The sequence below is a fragment of the Allobosea sp. 117 genome, from assembly GCF_000702305.1.
Classification (GTDB): Bacteria; Pseudomonadota; Alphaproteobacteria; order Rhizobiales; family Xanthobacteraceae; genus Ancylobacter.
Genome location: NZ_JNLC01000012.1, coordinates 36,025 through 54,612 on the forward strand (window position 1 = coordinate 36,025; position 18,588 = coordinate 54,612).

At 67.4% G+C, this 18,588-nt stretch carries 14 protein-coding genes; 11 read left to right on the plus strand and 3 right to left on the minus strand.

From position 1 onward, the window contains the following. Positions 1-247 precede the first annotated feature (247 nt). Complete coding sequence (locus U742_RS0109375; protein WP_029352328.1) at positions 248-748, minus strand: flavin reductase family protein; 501 nt, start codon at positions 746-748, stop codon at positions 248-250. A 398-nt stretch (positions 749-1,146) separates the two neighbouring features. Between U742_RS0109375 and U742_RS0109380 the strand changes: the two genes are divergently transcribed. Next, entirely contained in the window at positions 1,147-2,634 is a 1,488-nt protein-coding gene (locus U742_RS0109380) for an aldehyde dehydrogenase family protein (RefSeq protein ID WP_029352329.1), read from the plus strand. On the opposite strand, the gene U742_RS0109385 is transcribed toward U742_RS0109380, so the two are convergent. Next, on the minus strand, positions 2,635-3,834 hold the full coding sequence (locus U742_RS0109385; protein ID WP_029352330.1) for an MFS transporter: 1,200 nt from the start codon (positions 3,832-3,834) through the stop codon (positions 2,635-2,637). 317 nt (positions 3,835-4,151) lie between these two features. Here U742_RS0109385 and U742_RS0109390 point away from each other — a divergent pair, with 317 nt between their 5' ends. The 9 genes from U742_RS0109390 to U742_RS0109430 all read left to right on the plus strand — a co-directional run bounded on the left by U742_RS0109390 (position 4,152) and on the right by U742_RS0109430 (position 14,484). Beyond that, positions 4,152-5,747 carry a GMC family oxidoreductase gene (locus U742_RS0109390; RefSeq protein WP_029352331.1) on the plus strand — a complete coding sequence of 532 codons (1,596 nt, stop codon included), beginning with the start codon at positions 4,152-4,154 and terminating at the stop codon, positions 5,745-5,747. A 211-nt stretch (positions 5,748-5,958) separates the two neighbouring features. After that, positions 5,959-7,128 (plus strand): ABC transporter substrate-binding protein, encoded by a 1,170-nt coding sequence (locus tag U742_RS0109395; RefSeq protein WP_029352333.1) that lies wholly within the window; start codon positions 5,959-5,961, stop codon positions 7,126-7,128. Positions 7,129-7,167: 39 nt separating this feature from the next. Then, positions 7,168-8,040 (plus strand): ABC transporter permease, encoded by an 873-nt coding sequence (locus tag U742_RS0109400; RefSeq protein ID WP_051661008.1) that lies wholly within the window; start codon positions 7,168-7,170, stop codon positions 8,038-8,040. Between the two features lie 24 nt (positions 8,041-8,064). Then, a complete protein-coding gene (locus U742_RS0109405; protein WP_029352337.1) occupies positions 8,065-8,859 on the plus strand; it encodes an ABC transporter permease in 795 nt (264 codons plus the stop codon). Next, positions 8,856-9,950: an ABC transporter ATP-binding protein gene (locus U742_RS0109410; RefSeq protein ID WP_029352339.1), complete on the plus strand. Its 1,095-nt coding sequence runs from the start codon at positions 8,856-8,858 to the stop codon at positions 9,948-9,950. The genes U742_RS0109405 and U742_RS0109410 overlap by 4 nt, the downstream gene beginning before the upstream one ends. Before the next feature lie 262 nt (positions 9,951-10,212). Beyond that, positions 10,213-11,319: an LLM class flavin-dependent oxidoreductase gene (locus U742_RS0109415; RefSeq protein ID WP_029352341.1), complete on the plus strand. Its 1,107-nt coding sequence runs from the start codon at positions 10,213-10,215 to the stop codon at positions 11,317-11,319. 59 nt (positions 11,320-11,378) lie between these two features. Beyond that, positions 11,379-11,609, plus strand: coding sequence for a hypothetical protein (locus U742_RS0109420; RefSeq protein WP_156034182.1), 231 nt, complete (start codon positions 11,379-11,381; stop codon positions 11,607-11,609). Positions 11,610-11,619: 10 nt separating this feature from the next. Further along, entirely contained in the window at positions 11,620-13,212 is a 1,593-nt protein-coding gene (locus tag U742_RS0109425) for a GMC family oxidoreductase (RefSeq protein ID WP_029352346.1), read from the plus strand. A 12-nt stretch (positions 13,213-13,224) separates the two neighbouring features. Further along, a complete protein-coding gene (locus tag U742_RS0109430) occupies positions 13,225-14,484 on the plus strand; it encodes an NAD(P)/FAD-dependent oxidoreductase (RefSeq protein WP_029352348.1) in 1,260 nt (419 codons plus the stop codon). 117 nt (positions 14,485-14,601) lie between these two features. On the opposite strand, the gene U742_RS0109435 is transcribed toward U742_RS0109430, so the two are convergent. After that, complete coding sequence (locus U742_RS0109435; RefSeq protein WP_197028223.1) at positions 14,602-16,524, minus strand: sigma-54-dependent Fis family transcriptional regulator; 1,923 nt, start codon at positions 16,522-16,524, stop codon at positions 14,602-14,604. Between the two features lie 480 nt (positions 16,525-17,004). Between U742_RS0109435 and U742_RS0109440 the strand changes: the two genes are divergently transcribed. Further along, positions 17,005-18,588 (plus strand): GMC family oxidoreductase, encoded by a 1,584-nt coding sequence (locus tag U742_RS0109440; RefSeq protein WP_029352351.1) that lies wholly within the window; start codon positions 17,005-17,007, stop codon positions 18,586-18,588.

The window sequence follows — 18,588 nt, forward strand, 5'->3', positions numbered from 1 at the left end:
AATATCTTATCATAGATCAAAGTAACTGCGGCGCGCTGGCGCAGCCGCCAGCCTGCTTGGTCGCGCAAAAACTACCCTAGCCCATATACCCGAGGCGGCGCATGGTGAGATCGGGCAGCCGACATCGGCCATTTTTCCACAGACATTAGCCGAATACCGGCGAACGCCCGCCTCTCGGCGCTCTTGACCGGGCTTTACGCACACATCCGGGTGATGTGCTGCCGGACGGGGCGCGAAGGCCGAACCGTCAGAGCGCGCGGCTGCGCGAGCCCAGCGTGTCGAACTGGCCGCCCGCATAGATCAGCGGATGCAGCGGCCCTTCCGACAGCACGAGGTCGATCACCTTGCCGAGGAAGATGCTGTGGGTGTGCACGCTCACCTTCTCGGTCAGCTCGCAGTCGAAGCTCGCCAGCGCGCCGACCAGCGCCGGCGCGCCCGTGGCGAGCGGGCGCCATTCATGGGTGCTGAACCGCAGATGCCGGTTCTCTGTCGAGCTGAAGGCCCGCGCGAGCTCGACCTCCGGCTCGGCCAGCAGGTTGACGCAGAAGGAGCGCGTCCTGTCGATGAGGTCGTGGCACGACACGTTGCGGTTCACGCAGACGAGCAGCGTCGGCGTCGGATCGGCCGCGACCGACGTCACCGAGGTGGCGACGAAGCCGTGCGGCTGCTCGCCGTCGATGGTGGTGATGACGGACACGCCGGCGGCGAGCCGCCGCATGCCCTGCTTGAACTGAACCGGATCGACCATGCCAGACCTCATATCGCGGCCTTTGCCGGCCGCGTGAAGGGCCGGTGCGCAAGTCACGTGCCAAGCGGCGCCGGCGATGGACAGGCTTGGAATTCAGCGGTTTTTCGCCCTCCCCGTCTCGGCCCGGCATGCGACAAGTGTCGCTGATCTGAGACGGATTCCGGCCGTAAGCGCCGCCGGTGCGGCAGCCCCGAGGCACACCCCGGCACGCGCAAAGCAAGGCGCTGCGCGGCGTTCGGTACGGATGCGGACGCGCCGGCGCGCGCGGGGGCGCACCCATGGCATGGCTCTTGCCGAACATATGTCATCACGTCGGGCGACGCTGTCCGCCGCGCGCCGACAGTCCTTCGACCCGACAGTCCTACGACCATCGCAAGTCCTGCATCGAAAGTCCTGCCATGACCATCAACATGAACGTCCATGCCGAGATCGTCCGTGGGCTCCCCAAGCAGATCCTGATCGACGGCAAGTTCGTCCCCGCCCTTTCGGGCCGGACCTTCCAGACCTTCAACCCGGCGACCGGCGAGGCGATCGCCGACATCGCGGAAGGCGACGCCGCCGACATCGATCTGGCGGTCGCCGCTGCCCGCCGCGCCTTCACCGGGCCGTGGAGCCGCTTCACCCCGTTCCAGCGCCAGCAGTGCCTGCTGCGCTTCGCCGACCTGATCGAGACGCATTTCGACGAGCTGTGCGTGATCGATGTGCTCGACATGGGCGTGCCGATCTCGATGATGCGCGCCCGCAAGCAGCGCGCCCTCGGCCTCGCCCGTTTCTATGCCGGCCTCGTCACCACCATCCATGGCGGCACGCTGCCGAACTCTTTCCCCGGCGAGGTGTTCAGCTACACGCTGAAGGAGCCGGTCGGCGTGGTCGGCGCCATCACCCCGTGGAATGCGCCGCTCACCTCGACCATCTGGAAGATGGCGCCGGTCATCGCCACCGGATGCACCATGGTGCTGAAGCCGGCCGAGGACGCCCCGCTGACCGCGCTCCGGCTTGGCGAATTGCTGCTCGAGGCCGGCGTGCCGGAAGGCGTCGTCAACATCGTGCCGGGCTTCGGCCATACCGCGGGCGCGGCGCTGGCCTCGCACATGGATGTCGACAAGGTGGCGTTCACCGGTTCCGACTTCACCGGCCGCAAGATCATCGAAGCCTCGAAGGGCAACATCAAGCGCGTGACGCTGGAGCTCGGCGGCAAGTCGCCGGACGTGATCTTCGCCGATTGCGACATGGACGCCGCGGTGGCAGGCGCCGGCATGGGCGTGTTCGCCAATTCCGGCCAGATCTGCTGCGCCGGCACCCGGCTGCTGGTGCAGCGGCCGATCTATGACGAGTTCATCGAGCGCGTCTCCGCTTATGCGAAATCGCTGAAGGTCGGCAACGGCCTCGATCCCGAGACGCAGATCGGCCCGGTGGTGAACGCCAAGCAGCTCGACCGCGTCGCCGGCTATATCGATGTCGGGCTCGGCGAGGGGGCGCAGGCCACCGTCGGCGGCAAGCGCCTGACCGAGGGCGCGCTCAAGAACGGCTATTTCTTCGAGCCGACCGTGCTGAGCTGCGTCACCAACGACATGCGCGTCGCCCAGGAGGAGATCTTCGGCCCGGTCGCCGCGGCCATCCCCTTCGACACGCTGGAGGAGGCCGCCGCCATCGCCAACGACACGGTGTTCGGCCTCGGCGGCGGCGTGTGGACGACCAACGTCTCCACCGCCCACCGCATGGCGAAGGCGATCCGCGCCGGCACGGTGTGGGTCAACACCTATGGCGGCCTCGACCCGGTGGTGCCGTTCGGCGGCTACAAGACCAGCGGCTACGGGCGCGAGTCCGGCGTCGAGCACATCGAGGCCTATCTCGAGACCAAGTCGGTCATCATGAAGCTGGGCTGATCATGTCCCGGCGGCGCGGCGCTGACGTCGCGCCGCATGGGGGATGATCGCGCCAACCATCGCCGCGATGATCAGCACCGCGGCGGCGATCAGCAGGAAAGCCGCGCGCATGCCGTGCGCATGCGCGACGAAGCCGATGAGCGGCGGGCCGAACAAGCCGCCGCCATAGGCCATGGTGACGGCCATGGCGATGCCGGCCGCCGGCAGGATTCCCGGCACCCGCCCGCTCACCGAGAACAGCACCGGCACCAGATTTGAGATGCCGAGCCCGGCGATCGCGAAGCCGGGCAGCGCCAGCAGCAGCGTCGGCGCCAGAGCGACCAGGACGACGCCGACGCCGGCGCACAGGGCAGAAAGGCGGACCGTCGGCACGTCGCCGAGCCATTGCACGATCCGGTCCCCTGAAAACCGGCCGACCGTCATCGCCAGCGAGAAGGCCGCGAGCCCGTAGGCGGCGTTCGCCGGGCTCGCCGACACCGCCTGCACCAGGAACAGCGCACCCCAGTCGAGCACGCCCAGCTCGACCACGAAGGCGAGGACGGTCATCGCGCCGATGCCCAGCATGGTGCGGTTCGGAAGCTGGAACACCGAGGTGCCGGTCGCCTCGCGCACATGCGCCTCGGGCAGCCACAGCCAGGGCGCGGCCAGCGCGGCGATCACGATCAGCACGAGGCTGGCGATCGCCAGCCCGTGGACGATGTCGAGGCCGGCGCCGATCAGCGCGCCGGCGATGAGCGCGCCGGCGACATTGCCCATGCTGAAGAAGCCGTGGATCGACGACAATATGGGGCGGCCGAACTCCCGCTCGACCGCCGTCGCGTGCGAATTCAGGCAGACATCGAAGAAGCCGAAGCTCACCCCGATCGCGAACGCCGCCACCGCCAGCGTCGGCATCGACCAGCCCAGGGCGGGCGTGAACACCACCGCCGCGAAAACGATGCCGGCAATGGCACTGGCCCGCACCGGGCCGAGCCGGGGACGCAGCAGGCCGGCGGTCGGCATGCCGCACAGGCAGCCGATGGACACGCAGAGCAGGACGAGGCCCATCTGGGCGTCGTCGAGGGTGGCCCGTGCCTTGAGGAGGGGAATATAGGTCGCCCATACCGTCAGTCCGGCGCCGCCGGCGAAGAAGATGATGCTGACGGCGACACGCGAGGCGGCCAGCGCGCGCTGCTCGCGCGCGGCGGTAAGTTCAGTCATGCAACTGTCCCAACAACTCGGTTCCGGCGGCCCGGAGATCGGATCTCCCGGCATGATGCATGCCATCCGACGCGCACGGCGCCCCAATGGACCGTGAGGTGCTGCAACGCAAGCGCCGATGCGCGTTCCCCCGTCCACCTCCCAAGCGCACGAGTGCTCGCCGCGCGAGCGGCCCGTCTCGCCGCTGAGATGCGATCGCCCGAATCTCAGCCCGACCGTTGAGAAGGTGGCACTAAACGAGGCCGGAGCGCCGTTTCGAAGGGCGGACCGGAACTTGCTCACCCGTCCGCGCAGCAGTGCCTTGCGAGGAGATGAGGATGTACGACTACGTCATCGTCGGCGGTGGCTCCGCCGGCTGCGTGCTGGCCGCCCGACTGTCGGAAGACCCAGACATTTCGGTGCTGCTTCTAGAGGAAGGGCCGCGCGATCTCTCGCCCTACATCCACCTCCCCGCGATGGTCTACAAGACGGCGACCGGCAATCTCCTGCAGCGCATCGCCTGGGAGCCGGCGAACGGCGCGAGCGGCGGCGTCGAGGCGCCCACCATGGTGCAGGCTCGCGTGCTCGGCGGCGGCAGCTCGGTCAACGGCATGGTCTATGTGCGCGGGATTCCGAGCGATTTCGACGGCTGGGCAGCGCAGGGCGCCGAGGGTTGGGACTATGAGGGTGTGCTGCCCTATTTCCGGCGCGCCGAGAGCAACGACACCTTCTCCGGCGCCGCGCACGGCACCGACGGCCCGCTCTGGGTGTCGAGCCAGCCCTCCCCGCATCCGCTGACCAAGGCATGGCTGAGGGCCTGCCAGGAATACGGCATCCCGCCGACGAGCGACTTCAACGCCGGGGTCCAGACCGGATGCGGCCTCTACCAGATCACCGCGCGCGACGGCCGCCGCGCCTCGACCGCCGTCACCTATCTGCGGCCGGCGCGCCGGCGCCGCAACCTGACGGTCCGGACCGGCTGCCGCGCCACACGGGTCCTCGTCGAGCAGGGCCGCGCGGTCGGCGTCGGCTATGTCGGGCGCGGCGGAAGAGAGACGATCGAGCGCGCCGCCCGCGAGGTGATCCTCTCGGCCGGCGCCATCCAGTCGCCGCGCCTGCTGCTGCAGTCCGGCATTGGTCCAGGCGAGCATCTGCGCCGCGTCGGCGTGCCGGTGGTGCACGACGTGCCCGGCGTCGGGCGCGGCCTCCAGGACCATATGGACGTTTATCTGGTGCATGAGCTCGACGGCGCCGAGAGCTACGACGTCTACCGGCGCTTCCATCGCAAGCTCGGCGCCGGGCTGGACTGGCTGCTGTTCCGGCGCGGGCCGCTCTGCTCCAACCTGATCGAGGGCGGCGCCTTCTGGTGGGGCGACGGCGAGAGCGCCGAGCCCAACATCCAGTACCACTTCCTGCCCGGCACCGGCGTCGAGGAAGGCGTGGCCCCGGCGGCGGGCAGCGGCTGCACATTGAACGTGTGCCTCACCCGCCCGCGCTCGCGCGGCGTGGTCGAGCTCACCTCGGCCGAGCCCGGTGCGCGCCTGCGCGTCGCCCCGAACTATTTCGGCGAAGCCTACGACCTCGACTGCATGGCCGAGGGCGTGCGCATCGGCCAGGAGATTCTGGCGCAACCCTCCATGGCGCGGCTTCTCGGCCGCAAGGTGATCCCGACGCAGCGGCTTGGCACCCCGGACGAGCTGCGCGCCTATGTGAAGGCGCGCGCGCAGGGCGCGCTCCACCCGGTCGGCACCTGCCGGATCGGCAGGGACGCGGACGCGGTGGTCGATCCGGCGCTGCGGGTGCACGGCATCGCCGGGCTGCGCGTGGCCGACGCCTCGGTGATGCCGTCAACCCCTTCGGGCAACACCAATGCCTGCGCCATCATGATCGGCGAGAAGGCCGCCGACCTGATCCGGCACGGCAATGGGAGGTGAGGATGAGACCGGTCGCGCACGCGTCCGCGACGCGTGTAGCCGGTTTGAGACTCCTGCGACGGCAATCTCAATTCCACGCGCGTCACCTTCAACAATCCGTTGATTTATTTTAGTATTTTTTGGTACGAAGGTGGTGGCATGCCTCTTGCTGTCCCCTTCTCCCGGATGTCGCGGCTTTCATCGGCACGTCTCAAAAAACGAGGGGAACAGCATGGCCGACACGCCTAACGGGCGCCCGTTCGGGAGCGCCAACATTTTCCGCAACGACGTACTGTCCCGTCGCAATTTCCTCGGGACGAGCCTTGCGCTCGGCGCGGGCGCGACGCTGGGCAGTTGGCCGGGCTCCATGCCGGCGCAGGCCGCCACGGGCGGCGACCTGATGACGCTCGCCTGGGAGGGCTTCACGCTCGAGAACGAGCTGAAGGACTGGCTGGCGACGAACAAGGTGAAGCTCAACGCCTCGATCATCAGCACCCAGGACGACGTGCACGGCAAGCTGATCGGCAGCAATCCGGTCCGGCTCGACGTGACCGAATATTCGCAGGGCTTCGAGCGCTTCTACGTCGACGAGCTGAAGATCGTGAAGCCGCTCGACATCGCCAAGGTGCCGAACTTCACGGCGGCGAATATCCAGCCGCAGTTCTACCAGGCGCCGACCTGGTACTGGGACAACACCTACTACGCCATTCCGTGGGTGTGGGGCCTCAACGCGCTGGTCTACAACCCGGCGATGACCAAGCCGATCAAGTCCTATAAGGACCTGCTGGCGCCGGAGATGAAGGGCAAGCTCACCTTCTGCGACGACACCATCGCCACCTGGCCGATGATCGCCCGCCTCGCCGGCTACGGTCCGAAATTCCCCAACCTCACCAAGGAGGAATTCAAGACCGCCTTCAACGGCCTGGCGCCCTATCGCGACCAGTGCCGCGTGTTCGCCTCCTCGAACGGCGACACCATCTCGCTGTTCGCCTCCGGCGAGATCGCGGCCTGCTTCTCGGTGTGGAGCGGCACGCCGGTCGAGACCGCCAAGCGCGGCGTCAAGACCGTCTACACCGTGCCGGAGGAAGGCGCGGTGATGTGGTGCGACGCCTGGTTCATGCCGATCAGCGCGGTGAACATCGACACCGCCTATGCCTTCATGAACGAGGCGGTTTCTGCGAAGGCGCAGGCCGAGGTCTGCAAGGCGGTCAATGGCGGCGCGGTCAACAAGCACGCGCCGGCGCTGATGGACAAGGACACGCTGGCGCTGTTCGACTACAGCAACCTTGCGGAGGTCTTCAAGAAGTCGCCTCTGCAGGGTCAGCCGCCGCGGGTCTCGGACAAATACGCGACCTATGACGAGTGGACCCAGGCCTGGACCGACTTCAAGTCCTCGTTCTGATCGACGACCAACGACAACCCAACGGAGAGCCTGCCGGGCATGATGAACGGTAATCGGCGTGAGGCAACGGGGCTGGCGCTCGTCGCTCCTTCCTTCCTGTTCCTCCTGGTGTTCTTCATCATCCCGGCGGTGCTTCTGTTCGTCTGCAGTTTCTGGCTGGCTCAGGCCTTCCGCCTGATCCCGACCTTCACCTTCGACAATTACAGCCGCGCGCTCTCTGCGGGCGGCTTCTACCTGCTCACCCTGAATGCGCTGAAGAACGGCCTGTGGACCGCCGTCATCTCGGTGCTGCTCAGCTTTCCGGCGGCCTATTTCATCGTCTACCGCACCCGCGGGAACCTGCTCTTCTACCTGATCCTGGTGTCGTGGTTCGCGAGCTATCTGGTGCGCATCTATGCGTGGCGCACCATCCTCGGCTCGAACGGCCTCATCAACACCACGCTGATGCAGCTCGGCCTGATCGACCAGCCGCTCGAGGTGCTGCTCTTCAGCCCCTTCGCGACCATCCTCACCCTCGTCCACATCATGGTGCCCTTCGCGCTTCTGCTGCTCGTCTCGGCGCTGCGCGACGTCCGGAAGGAATATATCGAGGCCGCCCGCGACCTCGGCGCCGGCGGCTTCGAGGTACTGACGCGGGTCATCCTGCCGATGAGCTACAAGGGCGTGGTCGGCGCCTTCATGTTCACCTTCGTCATCTCCGCCGGCGACTTCGTGACCCCGCAACTGCTCGGCGGGCGCGACGGCATGACCACCGGCATCCTCATCGCCAACCAGTTCCGCACCGCCGGCAACTGGCCGTTCGGCGCCGCCATGGCCTTCATTTTGCTGGCCACCTTCCTGATGACCTATTTCATGTTCGTCCGGCTGCTGGACGTCCTGCGGCTGGCGCCGGGCCGCCGCTTCCATGACTGATCACGAGCCACGCACGGAGGTCTCATGCTGAGAATCTATGTCTGGCTCTTCGTGGCGTTCCTCTATGCCCCGATCGCCATCATCACGCTGTTCAGCTTCCACGCCTCGCCGAGCCTGACCTTCCCGTTCGAGGGCTTCAGCCTGCGCTGGTACAGCCAGATCTTCGCCAATCCGACCTTCGTGGATTCGCTGCGCAACAGCCTCATCGTTGGCGCCAGCACGGCGGTGATAACGACCATCCTCGGCTCGCTGACCGCGCTCGGCCTCGCCCGGCTGAAGGGGCGCGTGCAGACGATGTTCGGCCTGCTCGCTTTCGGTCCGGTGGCGCTGCCGGGCCTGTTCCTCGGCATCGCCCTCGTCATGCTGTTCGCGCAGATCAGCCTGCAGCGCTCGCTGGTGACGGTGACCATCGCGCATGTGCTCTTCACCCTGCCCTTCTTCATCGAGGCGGTGCGCTCGCGCATCGAATATTTCGACCTCTCGCTGGAGGAGGCGGCGCGCGATCTCGGGGCGACGCCGCTGCAGACCTTCCGCCTCGTCACGCTGCCGATCATCGGCCCGACCATCGGCGGCGCCGCCATCCTGTCCTTCGCGCTCTCCTTCGACGAGTTCATCATCACCGTCTTCGTCAGCGGCAACGACACCACCCTGCCGCTGATGATCTGGTCGATGATGCGCCGCGCCGTGAGCCCGGACATCAACGCGGCGTCCGTCCTCTCCCTCGCCATGTCGATCGGGCTGATCCTGATCGGCGGTCTTCTCGTCTGGTACCAGCGCAGGCTGGCCCTGAGCGCGCGCGCAAAGGACACGGAAGCATGAGCACGTCGAAAATCGTCGAACTGTACGGGGTGAGCAAGGCGTTCGGTGCGCTCACCGTGCTGCACGACATCGACCTCGCCATCCAGGAAGGCGAGATCCTGACGCTGCTCGGCCCCAGCGGATGCGGCAAGACCACGCTGATGCGCATCATCGCCGGCTTCGAGGCGACCACCCACGGGCGCGTCATCATCAAGGGCGCCAACGTGTCGAACCTGCCGCCCGACCGGCGGCCGGTGAACATGGTGTTCCAGCGCTACGCGCTGTTCCCGCATCTCGACGTGTTCGACAACGTCGCCTTCGGCCTCAGGCTGAAGAAATGGCCGAAGGCGAAGATCCAGGAGGCGGTGCAGCACATGCTGCATCTCGTGCAGCTCGGCGACTACGGCAACCGCTGGATCCACGAGCTCTCCGGCGGCCAGGCCCAGCGCGTGGCGCTGGCCCGCGCGCTGGTGAACTCGCCCTCGGTACTGCTGCTCGACGAGCCGCTCGCCGCGCTCGACCTGAAGATCCGCCACCACATGCTGGCGGAGCTGAAGCGCATCCACCGCGAGACCGGCACCACCTTCATCTACGTCACCCATGATCAGGACGAGGCGACCATCCTGTCGGACCGCATCGTGCTGATGAACCGGGGACGGATCGAGCAGATCGGCACGCCCGAGGACATGTACGCCAAGCCGCGCTCGCTGTTCTGCGCGCGCTTCCTCGGCGAGACGAACATCCTCAGCGGTTCGGTGCGCTCCTCCGAGAGCGGCGTCACCTATGTCGATGTCGGCCCCGGCACGATGAAGGTGATGACCAACGGCACGGCGCTCTCAGCCGGCCAGAACGTCTCGCTCGCCATCCGCCCCGAGGCGCTGCGGGTGGCGCGCAAGGCCGAATTTCCCGGTGGCGCCGACGACCACAACGCGCTCGAGGGAACCGTCGAGGAGGTCGTCTTCATGGGCAGCCGGGTCGTCTATTCGATCCGTACCCCCATCGAGACCATCAAATACCAGGAAACCTCCACCATGGGCCACGCCATGCTCACGCAGGGCGACGAGGTCCGCGCCACCTGGCGCCCCGAGGCCGCGGTGCTGCTGACGCACTGAGCGCCGCCGCGACAGCCCGCTTTCGCCGCGACGGTCTCATCCGCGTGACACGTCTCACCGCCCGGATGTCTCACCGGCCCGCGCCCGGCACAAACAAAAGATCGTTGATTCCAAACAGCTTTTTTCTCTGGCACGGCGATTGCGCAAGGACAGGTCAGGCCCCCAGGGGCTTTGGGAGGGCCGCCGCGAGCGGCCATGGGTGAAACAGGAGCGCGGTGCCGCGGAGATTTCCCGCAAGGCGCCGCGCCAGGGAGAGAGATAGATGGATCTCGGGCTTTTCATGCAGCCGCTTCACAACCCGGAGCGCAGCATCACCGAAATGCTGGATGAAGACCGCGAGGCGGCGATCCTCGCCGACAAGCTCGGCTTCAACGAGTTGTGGGTGGGCGAGCACTATTCGTCCTGCATCGAGCCGATCGTCAATCCGCTCCAGTTCTTCGCCTCGCTGATCGACCGTACCTCGAACATCAAGTTCGCCACCGGCGTGCTCGCTTTGCCGCAGCACCATCCCGCTAAGATCGCCGGCGACGCGGCCCAGTTCGACCACCTGAGCAAGGGCCGCTTTATCATGGGCATCGGCCCGGGCGGCCTCGCCACCGACTTCGAACTCTTCGACGTGATGGAAAAGAACCGCGGCGAGATGCTCGCCGAATGCCTCGACACTATCCACGCCATCTGGTCGTCGGACCCGCCCTACAACATCAAGGGCAAATACTGGACGGTGAAGATCGAGGACACGATCCTCCCGAAGCTCGGCTTCGGGCCGATGCCCAAGCCCTATCAGAAACCCTTCCCCGAAGTCGCCATCTCGGCGATGTCGCCCAATTCCGGCAGCGCCCGGCAGGCCGGCGCGCGCGGCTGGGGCATGGCGTCGGCGAACTTCATCCAGGCCTGCTGGGTCAAGTCGCACTGGGAGCAATATGCCATCGGCGCCGAGAAAGCGGGTGTCCGCCCCGACCGCAGCAAGTGGCGCATCGCCCGCTCGATCCTCGTCACCGACACCGACGCCGAGGCGGCCGACTACCTCGCCGATCACAAGAGCGCCTATGGCTGGTACTACGACTTCGTGATCGACGACATGCGCACCTACAACATCATGCCGGTACTGAAGCACGATCCGGCGATGTCGGATGACGAGGTGACGCTGCAATATTGCCTCGACACCATGGTCATCTCCGGCTCGCCGCAGACGGTGCTCGACAAGCTGGTCGACCTCGTCGACTACGTCGGCGGTCCCTTCGGCGGCCTGCTGATGGGCTTCAAGGAGTGGGACAAGCCGGCGCTGCAGCAGAAGTCGATGAAGCTGCTCGCCGAGGAGGTCATGCCGAAGCTGCGCGCCTATTGCGCCTCCAAGGCCGTCGCCGCATGACGGCCGACGGGGCCGGCGGGAGCGAAGCGTTCCGGGGGGCGTCGCCCGACGCGTCCGCGGTGCGGCTCCGCCCGCTGCCGGCTCCCGCGGCGATCCGCTGGGCTGCCGCCGCGCCCTCGGCCGGCGGCGCGCTCGGCATCTGGCCGGACGAGACCCGCCATCCGCACGCCGTCGGCCCCGGCGACCCGCCACGCCCGGACAACGGCCGGCGCCGGTGGCCGGAGGAGGCCGTCGACCGCATCATCGCCGCTCTGACGAAACTCATAATACGTGCGACCGGCCTGCGCTGACGGAGTTCAGATGACCACTAAGAGTTGCGACTACATCGTCGTCGGCGGCGGATCGGCGGGCTGCACCATCGCCTCGCGCCTCTCCGAAGACCCTGGCTCCTCGGTACTGCTGTTCGAGTCCGGTCCCTCGGACAGCAGCCCGTTCATCCACATGCCGGTCACCTACTACAAGACGCAGCGCATGCTCCGGCGCATCCAGCTCGAACCGCTCACCCACCAGTTCGACATGGCGCCGACCACCGGCCAGGCGAAAGTCCTCGGCGGCGGCTCGTCGGTGAACGCCATGGTCTATATCCGCGGCAACCCGGAGGATTACGACCGCTGGTCGGACTCCGGCGCCGACGGGTGGTCCTACCGGGAGGTCCTGCCCTATTTCAAAAAGGCCGAGTCCAACGAGAGCCTGTCGGGCGAGGCGCACGGCACCAATGGGCCACTGTCGGTCTCCGACCAGCGCTACACCAGCCCGCTGACCAAGGAATGGCTGAAGGCCTGCCAGGAGGCCGGCCTGCCCTATAATCCGGACTTCAATTCCGGCAAGCAGGCCGGCTGCGGCCTCTATCAGGTGACGATGCGCGACGGGCGGCGCTGCAGCGCGGCGGTCGCCTATCTGAAGCCCGCGCGCGGCCGCAAGAACCTCACCGTGCTCACCGGCAAGCCGGTGGTCCGCATCCTCATCGAGAACGGCCGCGCCGTCGGCGTCGAATATCGCGACGGCAATGAGCACAGGACCGTGCGCGCCGAGCGCGAGGTGGTGGTCAGCGCCGGCGCCATCGGCTCACCGCGCCTGCTGCTACTCTCCGGCATCGGCCCGGCCGACGACCTGCGCAGCGTCGGGGTCGAGGTGAAGCACGATCTGCCGGGCGTCGGGCAGAACCTGCAGGACCACACCGACTGCTTCCTGATCTACGATTTGAACGGTCCCTACAGCTACGACAAGTACAAGAAGCTGCACTGGCAGGCGGCGGCGGGGCTCGAATATGTGCTGTTCCGCTCCGGGCCGGTGGCCTCGAATGTCTGCGAGGGCGGCGCCTTCTGGTGGGGCGACCGCTCCGATCCGCTGCCCGACCTGCAATATCACTTCCTCGCCGGCGCGGGGGTCGAGGTCGGCGTCGACGGCACGCCGAGCGGCAATGGCTGCACGCTCAACGTCTATGGCTGCCGCCCGCGTTCCCGCGGCTATGTCAGCCTGCGCTCGGCCGACCCCTCCGTCCCCGTCAAGCTCGACCCCCGCTACCTCTCCGACCAGCACGACGTCGACGTGCTGGTCGAGGGCGTGAAGGTCGGCGAGGAAATCATGTCGCAGCCCTCCATCGCCAAATACATCAAGGCCTCGCACAAGCCGGACAAGCCGCTGAGGACCCGCGCCGACTACGACGAATATGTGCGGCGCGAGACGCAGGGCGCGCTGCACCTTTCCGGGGCGTGCAAGATGGGCACCGACGACATGGCGGTCGTCGATCCGCGGTTGCGCGTGCGCGGCGTGGACGGCCTGCGCGTCGCCGACTCCTCCGTCATGCCCTATGTCGTCTCGGGCAACCTCAACGGGCCGACCATCATGATCGGCGAACGGGCGGCGGATTTTATCCGCGGCAACATGCGCTGACGGAAGGCCGCTATGAGCTCCTCGGAACACGCCGATATCGTCGTCGTCGGTGCCGGCATTGTCGGGCTGTGCGCAGCCCTCTATCTCCAGCGCGCCGGACGGTCGGTGACGATCGTCGACCCGCTGCCGCCGGGCCACAGCACGTCCTTCGGCAATGCCGGCTTCATCAGCGCCGGCACCATCATGCCGATCGCCCTGCCGGGCATCTGGCGCAATGTCCCGAAATGGCTGCTCGATCCCAAGAGCCCGCTCTCGGTGAGCTACCGCTATCTGCCGACGGCCGCCCCCTGGCTACTGAAATGGATCGCCGCCAGCAAGCTCGACACCGTCCACGCCGCCTCGAATGCGCTGAAGGCGCTGCACGGCGACACCATGGCGCGGTTTCGCGAGCTGCTCGGGCCGGAGCATTTCCCCGACCTGATCCGCACCGAAGGCAGCGTCAACGTCTTCTACGGCGACGCGCCGAGCAAGAGCGAGGGGTTCATCCGCGACCTGCTCACCCGACAGGGCGTCGTCACCACGCCGATGGGCGCGGCCGAGCTGAAGGAGATGTACCCGGAGATCAGCCCGGCCATTAAGCGCGCGCTGTATTTCCCCAACAACGGCTACACGGTCAGCCCAGCCCGCCTCACCGCCACGCTGGCACGCCTGTTCGAGGAGGCCGGCGGCACCCTGCTGTCGCGGCGCATCCTGCGCGTGACCCCGGTCGAGGGTGGCATCGAGCTGTTCACCAATATCGGTGACTTCCGTGCGAAGGCCGTCGTGCTGGCGGCCGGCGCCTGGACGGGGCGGCTGCTGGAGCCGCTCGGCGTGAAGCTCCCGATGGAGACCGAGCGCGGCTACCACCTGATGCTCAAGGGCGCGAACATCACGCCCCGCCTGCCGCTGCTGCTGCGCGACGGCGGCATGGCGATCACGCCGATGGAGGACGGGCTGCGCCTCGCCGGCACGGTCGAGATCGCCGGGCTGGATGCGCCGCCGAACGAGGAGCGCGCGCTGCAGCTCTTGGACCGCGCGCGGATAGTGTTCCCGACGCTGCGCGCCGACGGCTACCAGAAATGGCTCGGCTTCCGCCCCTCGCTGCCGGACAGCGTGGCGGCGATCGGCCCGGCGCCGGGTATTCCCGGCCTGTTTGTCGCGGCCGGCCACGGTCATACCGGTATGGTGGGCTCGAGCGAGACCGGAAGGCTGGTGCGCGACCTCGTGCTCGGCGCGCCGCCGGCGATCGATCCGGCGCCCTACAGCCTCGCCCGGTTCAATCGCGCAGCTTAGTTCCTGTCGTTCGGACGTGTATGTCCGAACGACAGGAAAGTGACTCGAATTCAATCGGCTGCAATATTTTCCTCATCAATCGGATGACTTCATCCGATCGGGGGGATGCTTCAGAGATCAGCGCCGGCTGATGCCGTGCGCCTTGAGCCGGCGGTACAGGGTCGCCCGGCTCATGCCGAGATTCCGGGCGGCGGCGGCAATGTCGCCGCGGCAGGCCGCGATATTGTCGAGAATGGCCGCCCGTTCGACCTCGTCGACCCGCGCCCGCACGCTGGTCGGCCTTCGCTCGGCGGACACCGGCGCCAGCCCCATCGCATAGGGCGCCTCCGGCTGCGCGGCCGGCACGGAGAGCAGGAGGTCGTGCGGCTCGATCACCTTGCCGTCGGCCAGCGAGGTGGCTCGGCTCACCACGAGATAGAGCTCGCGCAGGTTCCCCGGCCAGCGATAGTCGAGCAGCATACGCCGCGCCGCCGGGGCGACGCGCATGCCGAGCGGCTCCACCGTGCGGGCGATGCAGGCATCGACCACGGTCTCCATGTCGGACCGCTCGCGCAGCGAGGGCACCTCGATCACCACGCCGGCGAGCCGGTAATAGAGATCGGCCCGGAACGCGCCCTGGGCGATGCGCTGCTCCAGCTTCTGGTTGGTGGCGGCGATGACCTGGACGTCCACCCGCTGGATCTTGCCCGAGCCGAGCGGCGCCACCTCGCCGGATTCCAGCACGCGCAGCAGGCGGGTCTGCAGATGCGGCGGCATGTCGCCGATCTCGTCGAGGAACAGCGTGCCGCCATGGGCCTGCACGAAGCGCCCGGCCGAGCCCTCCTTGCGCGCGCCGGTGAAGGCGCCGCCGGCATAGCCGAACAGCTCGCTCTCGATGAGCGTCTCGGGCATGGCGGCGCAGTTGAGCGCGACGAAGGGCTGCGCGGCGCGCGGGGATTCGCCGTGATAGGCACGCGCCAGCGTGTCCTTGCCCACCCCGGTCTCGCCGAGCACGAGCACCGGCAGGCCAGTGCGCTTCAGGCGGCGCAAGATGTCGACGCTGCGCTTCATGCGGGGTTCGGCGCCGGCCCACTGGTCGAGCGTGACGTTGTCCGCCGCGCCGGCAGCCGGGCGCCCTGCCGGCACCGGCCTTATCCGTGCCGGGCCGCGATCCTCAAGCGGCGCATAGACATAGCCGCGCAGCGGCGAGCCGTCGTGCCGGCGCAGTTCCAGCGGCCGCGCGTGGCTGGCCTGCTCGCGGATCGCGCCGGGATCGCGGTTGAACAGGCGCCAGAGCGAGAAGGGCGAGAAATCGCATTTCGGCAGGCTCAGCAACTGCCGCGCGGCGACGTCGGCCCCGACCACCGCGTGGTCGGCATCGATCGCCAGCAGACAGGCCGAGCCGTCGTGCCGCAGCAGCTTAAGGATGGTGCGGTCCCGGAAACTGCGGCGGAAGATCGCCTCGGAGAGCCGCTCGGCGGATTTGCGGACCACCTCGATGGCGATCTCGTGCGTCTCCCGCTGCAGCTTCGGATTGCGGACGGTGATGTTGAGCGCGCCCCAGATCGAGCAGTCCGGCGCGAACAGCGGCACGCCGGCGCAGGACATCTCGATGAAGTCCTGGAAGAAATGCTCGTCCTTGTAGACCGAGGTGACCGCGGCGTCGCGCAGGCAGGTGCCGACGCCGTTGGTCCCGGCCAGCCGCTCGCTCCACACCGAGCCCGGCCGCTCGGTGTCGGAATAGTAGCGCGACGAACGGTCGGCGCGCTCGGAGACGGTGACGCCCTCCGCGTTGGTCAGCGTCACGCAATAGCCGATGCGCCCGACGATCGAGTAGAGGAAGTCGACCTCGTCATAGGCGAAGTTGAGCTTCTCCTCGAGCGCGGCGCGGGCGTCGTTGATCTCCCGGTGGCTGACCTGGGGAATCACGCTGCAGGGGCCCGGCTCGAGGCCGTATTCCTCGATGCAGCGGGACCAGGAGCGGTAGGGAAAGCTATCGGCGACCGGCAGCACGCTCGGTCCCGAACGGACCGCCGCGAGCACTTTCCGACCATGATCCATCATAGCGTTCGATCCTGTTCTTCATGCTGGGCATGCAGAGCGTGGAAACAGCGTCATGTGCAACGATGGCGGGGCACCGCAGTGCCGAAGCCGGCCAAAGAAGATTTTGAAAGATATTATGAAGTTGTAAAGCGCCGCGATCGGAAAGCTGCCGATTTCCTATGCCGCCACGCGCTCAATTTGACAGCATAACGCCACGAAGTGGCGCTTTCCTGTCCACAGGCAGCCTATGACGCTCGGCAACCGTCTGGCGCCCCGCTTCAAGCCGGTGACATATTGCACCGCACCGACGCACCGCTGGCCATCGACGAACGAAATAGGCTATAGGCACGGCAATGCATTCTCAGTCGTGAGAATAGAATGTCTCAACTCTGAGATTTCGGAAGCTATTCACTTCATACTATACTTCACATAATTATTGTCATATGCGTTGACCTAAGCCAAGGGAAGTCCCCTTGCCTCGTGAAAAGCCTGTGTTCCATGGAATTTGATTACATCGTCATTGGTTCCGGCTCGGGCGGCAGCGCCGTGGCCGGACGGCTTGCCGAGGACGGACGGGCTCGCGTTCTGGTGCTGGAAGCCGGCGGCTCAGACCGCCGCCTCGCCGTGCTGATGCCGGCGGCGAGCTATCTCTACGCCATCGGCAATCCGAACTATGACTGGCGCCTGACCTCGCAGCCCGACCCCTCGCGTGGCGGGCGCACCGACTACATGCCGCGCGGCAAGGTGCTCGGCGGGTCGAGCTCGATCAACGGCATGCTCTATGTGCGCGGCCAGCCCGAGGATTTCGACGACTGGGCGGCCGCCGGCTGCAAGGGCTGGGACGCCACCAGCGTGCTTCCCTATTTCAAGCGCGCCGAGGACAACGAGAACGGCGCCAACGACATCCACGGCGCGGGCGGCCCGCTCTCGGTGCAGAACCTGCGCACCTCGCACCCGCTGTCCGACGCCTTCCTCCATGCCAGCCTGGAGGCCGGCCTGCCGCTGACCTCGGACCTCAACCGCCCGCCGCAGGGCGGCGTCGGCTATGTGCAGGCGACGCAGAAGCGCGGCTGGCGGTGCAATTCCGCGCGCGCCTATATCTGGAAGCGTCGCCCCAACCTGACGGTGCTGACCGGCGCCCATGTGCGGCGCATCACCTTCGAGGGCAAGCAGGCGAACGGCGTCGAGTTCCAACGGGGCGGCGAGACGGTCAACGCCCGCGCCGCGCGCGGTGTCGTGCTGGCCGCCGGCGCCTTCGGCTCGCCGCAGATCCTCCAGCTCTCCGGCGTCGGCCCGCAGGCGCATCTGCGCGAGAAGGGCGTCGCCGTGGTGCATGATCTGCCGGGTGTCGGCGAGAACTTCCACGACCATGCCGGCACCAGCCACATCGCCTGGGTCAACCAGCCGACCTACAATGTGCAGCACAATCTGTGGAACGCGCTGCTGTTCGGTGCACTCTGGCTGTTCGCCGGGCGCGGGCCCGGCACCACGCCGGACACCCATGTGCTGGCCTTCACCCGCTCGCGGCCGGACCTGCCGCGCTGCGACACCCAGTATCACTTCACCCCGGCTGGCTACGACCTCACCGACACCGGGCCGATCCTGTTCGACCGGCCGGCGGTGACCGCGCTGAACAACGTGCATCGCCCCTGGTCGCGCGGCACGGTGCGCCTCGCCTCCGCCGATCCCTTCGCCCCGCCCGCCATCCAGCCCAACCTGCTGGGCGACGAGCGCGACATCGACACGCTGATCGCCGGGGCGAAGCAGTTGCGCGCCATCTTCGAGGCGCCCTCCATGGCCCGCCACGTCATCGGCGAGTTCAAGCCGGGGCCGGAAGTGAGAAGCGACGACGAATGGGCGGACTATGTCCGCTCCACCGCCATCGGCATCTACCACCCCTCCGGCACCTGCAAGATGGGCAGCGATCCCATGGCCGTGGTCGACGAGACGCTGAAGGTGCGTGGCCTGTCGAACCTCTATGTCGCCGACGCCTCGATCATGCCGGTGATCGTCAGCGGCAACCTCAACGCCAACTGCATCATGATCGGCGAACGCTGCGCCGACTTCGTCAAGGCGGCCTGA

What these genes read in the sequence shown, in the direction of transcription:
- U742_RS0109375 (WP_029352328.1), bottom strand. Translation starts at nt 748, where the DNA reads ATGGTCGATCCGGTTCAGTTCAAGCAGGGCATGCGGCGGCTCGCCGCC.
- U742_RS0109380 (WP_029352329.1), top strand. Translation starts at nt 1,147, where the DNA reads ATGACCATCAACATGAACGTCCATGCCGAGATCGTCCGTGGGCTCCCC.
- U742_RS0109385 (WP_029352330.1), bottom strand. Translation starts at nt 3,834, where the DNA reads ATGACTGAACTTACCGCCGCGCGCGAGCAGCGCGCGCTGGCCGCCTCG.
- U742_RS0109390 (WP_029352331.1), top strand. Translation starts at nt 4,152, where the DNA reads ATGTACGACTACGTCATCGTCGGCGGTGGCTCCGCCGGCTGCGTGCTG.
- U742_RS0109395 (WP_029352333.1), top strand. Translation starts at nt 5,959, where the DNA reads ATGGCCGACACGCCTAACGGGCGCCCGTTCGGGAGCGCCAACATTTTC.
- U742_RS0109400 (WP_051661008.1), top strand. Translation starts at nt 7,168, where the DNA reads ATGATGAACGGTAATCGGCGTGAGGCAACGGGGCTGGCGCTCGTCGCT.
- U742_RS0109405 (WP_029352337.1), top strand. Translation starts at nt 8,065, where the DNA reads ATGCTGAGAATCTATGTCTGGCTCTTCGTGGCGTTCCTCTATGCCCCG.
- U742_RS0109410 (WP_029352339.1), top strand. Translation starts at nt 8,856, where the DNA reads ATGAGCACGTCGAAAATCGTCGAACTGTACGGGGTGAGCAAGGCGTTC.
- U742_RS0109415 (WP_029352341.1), top strand. Translation starts at nt 10,213, where the DNA reads ATGGATCTCGGGCTTTTCATGCAGCCGCTTCACAACCCGGAGCGCAGC.
- U742_RS0109425 (WP_029352346.1), top strand. Translation starts at nt 11,620, where the DNA reads ATGACCACTAAGAGTTGCGACTACATCGTCGTCGGCGGCGGATCGGCG.
- U742_RS0109430 (WP_029352348.1), top strand. Translation starts at nt 13,225, where the DNA reads ATGAGCTCCTCGGAACACGCCGATATCGTCGTCGTCGGTGCCGGCATT.
- U742_RS0109435 (WP_197028223.1), bottom strand. Translation starts at nt 16,524, where the DNA reads ATGGATCATGGTCGGAAAGTGCTCGCGGCGGTCCGTTCGGGACCGAGC.
- U742_RS0109440 (WP_029352351.1), top strand. Translation starts at nt 17,005, where the DNA reads ATGGAATTTGATTACATCGTCATTGGTTCCGGCTCGGGCGGCAGCGCC.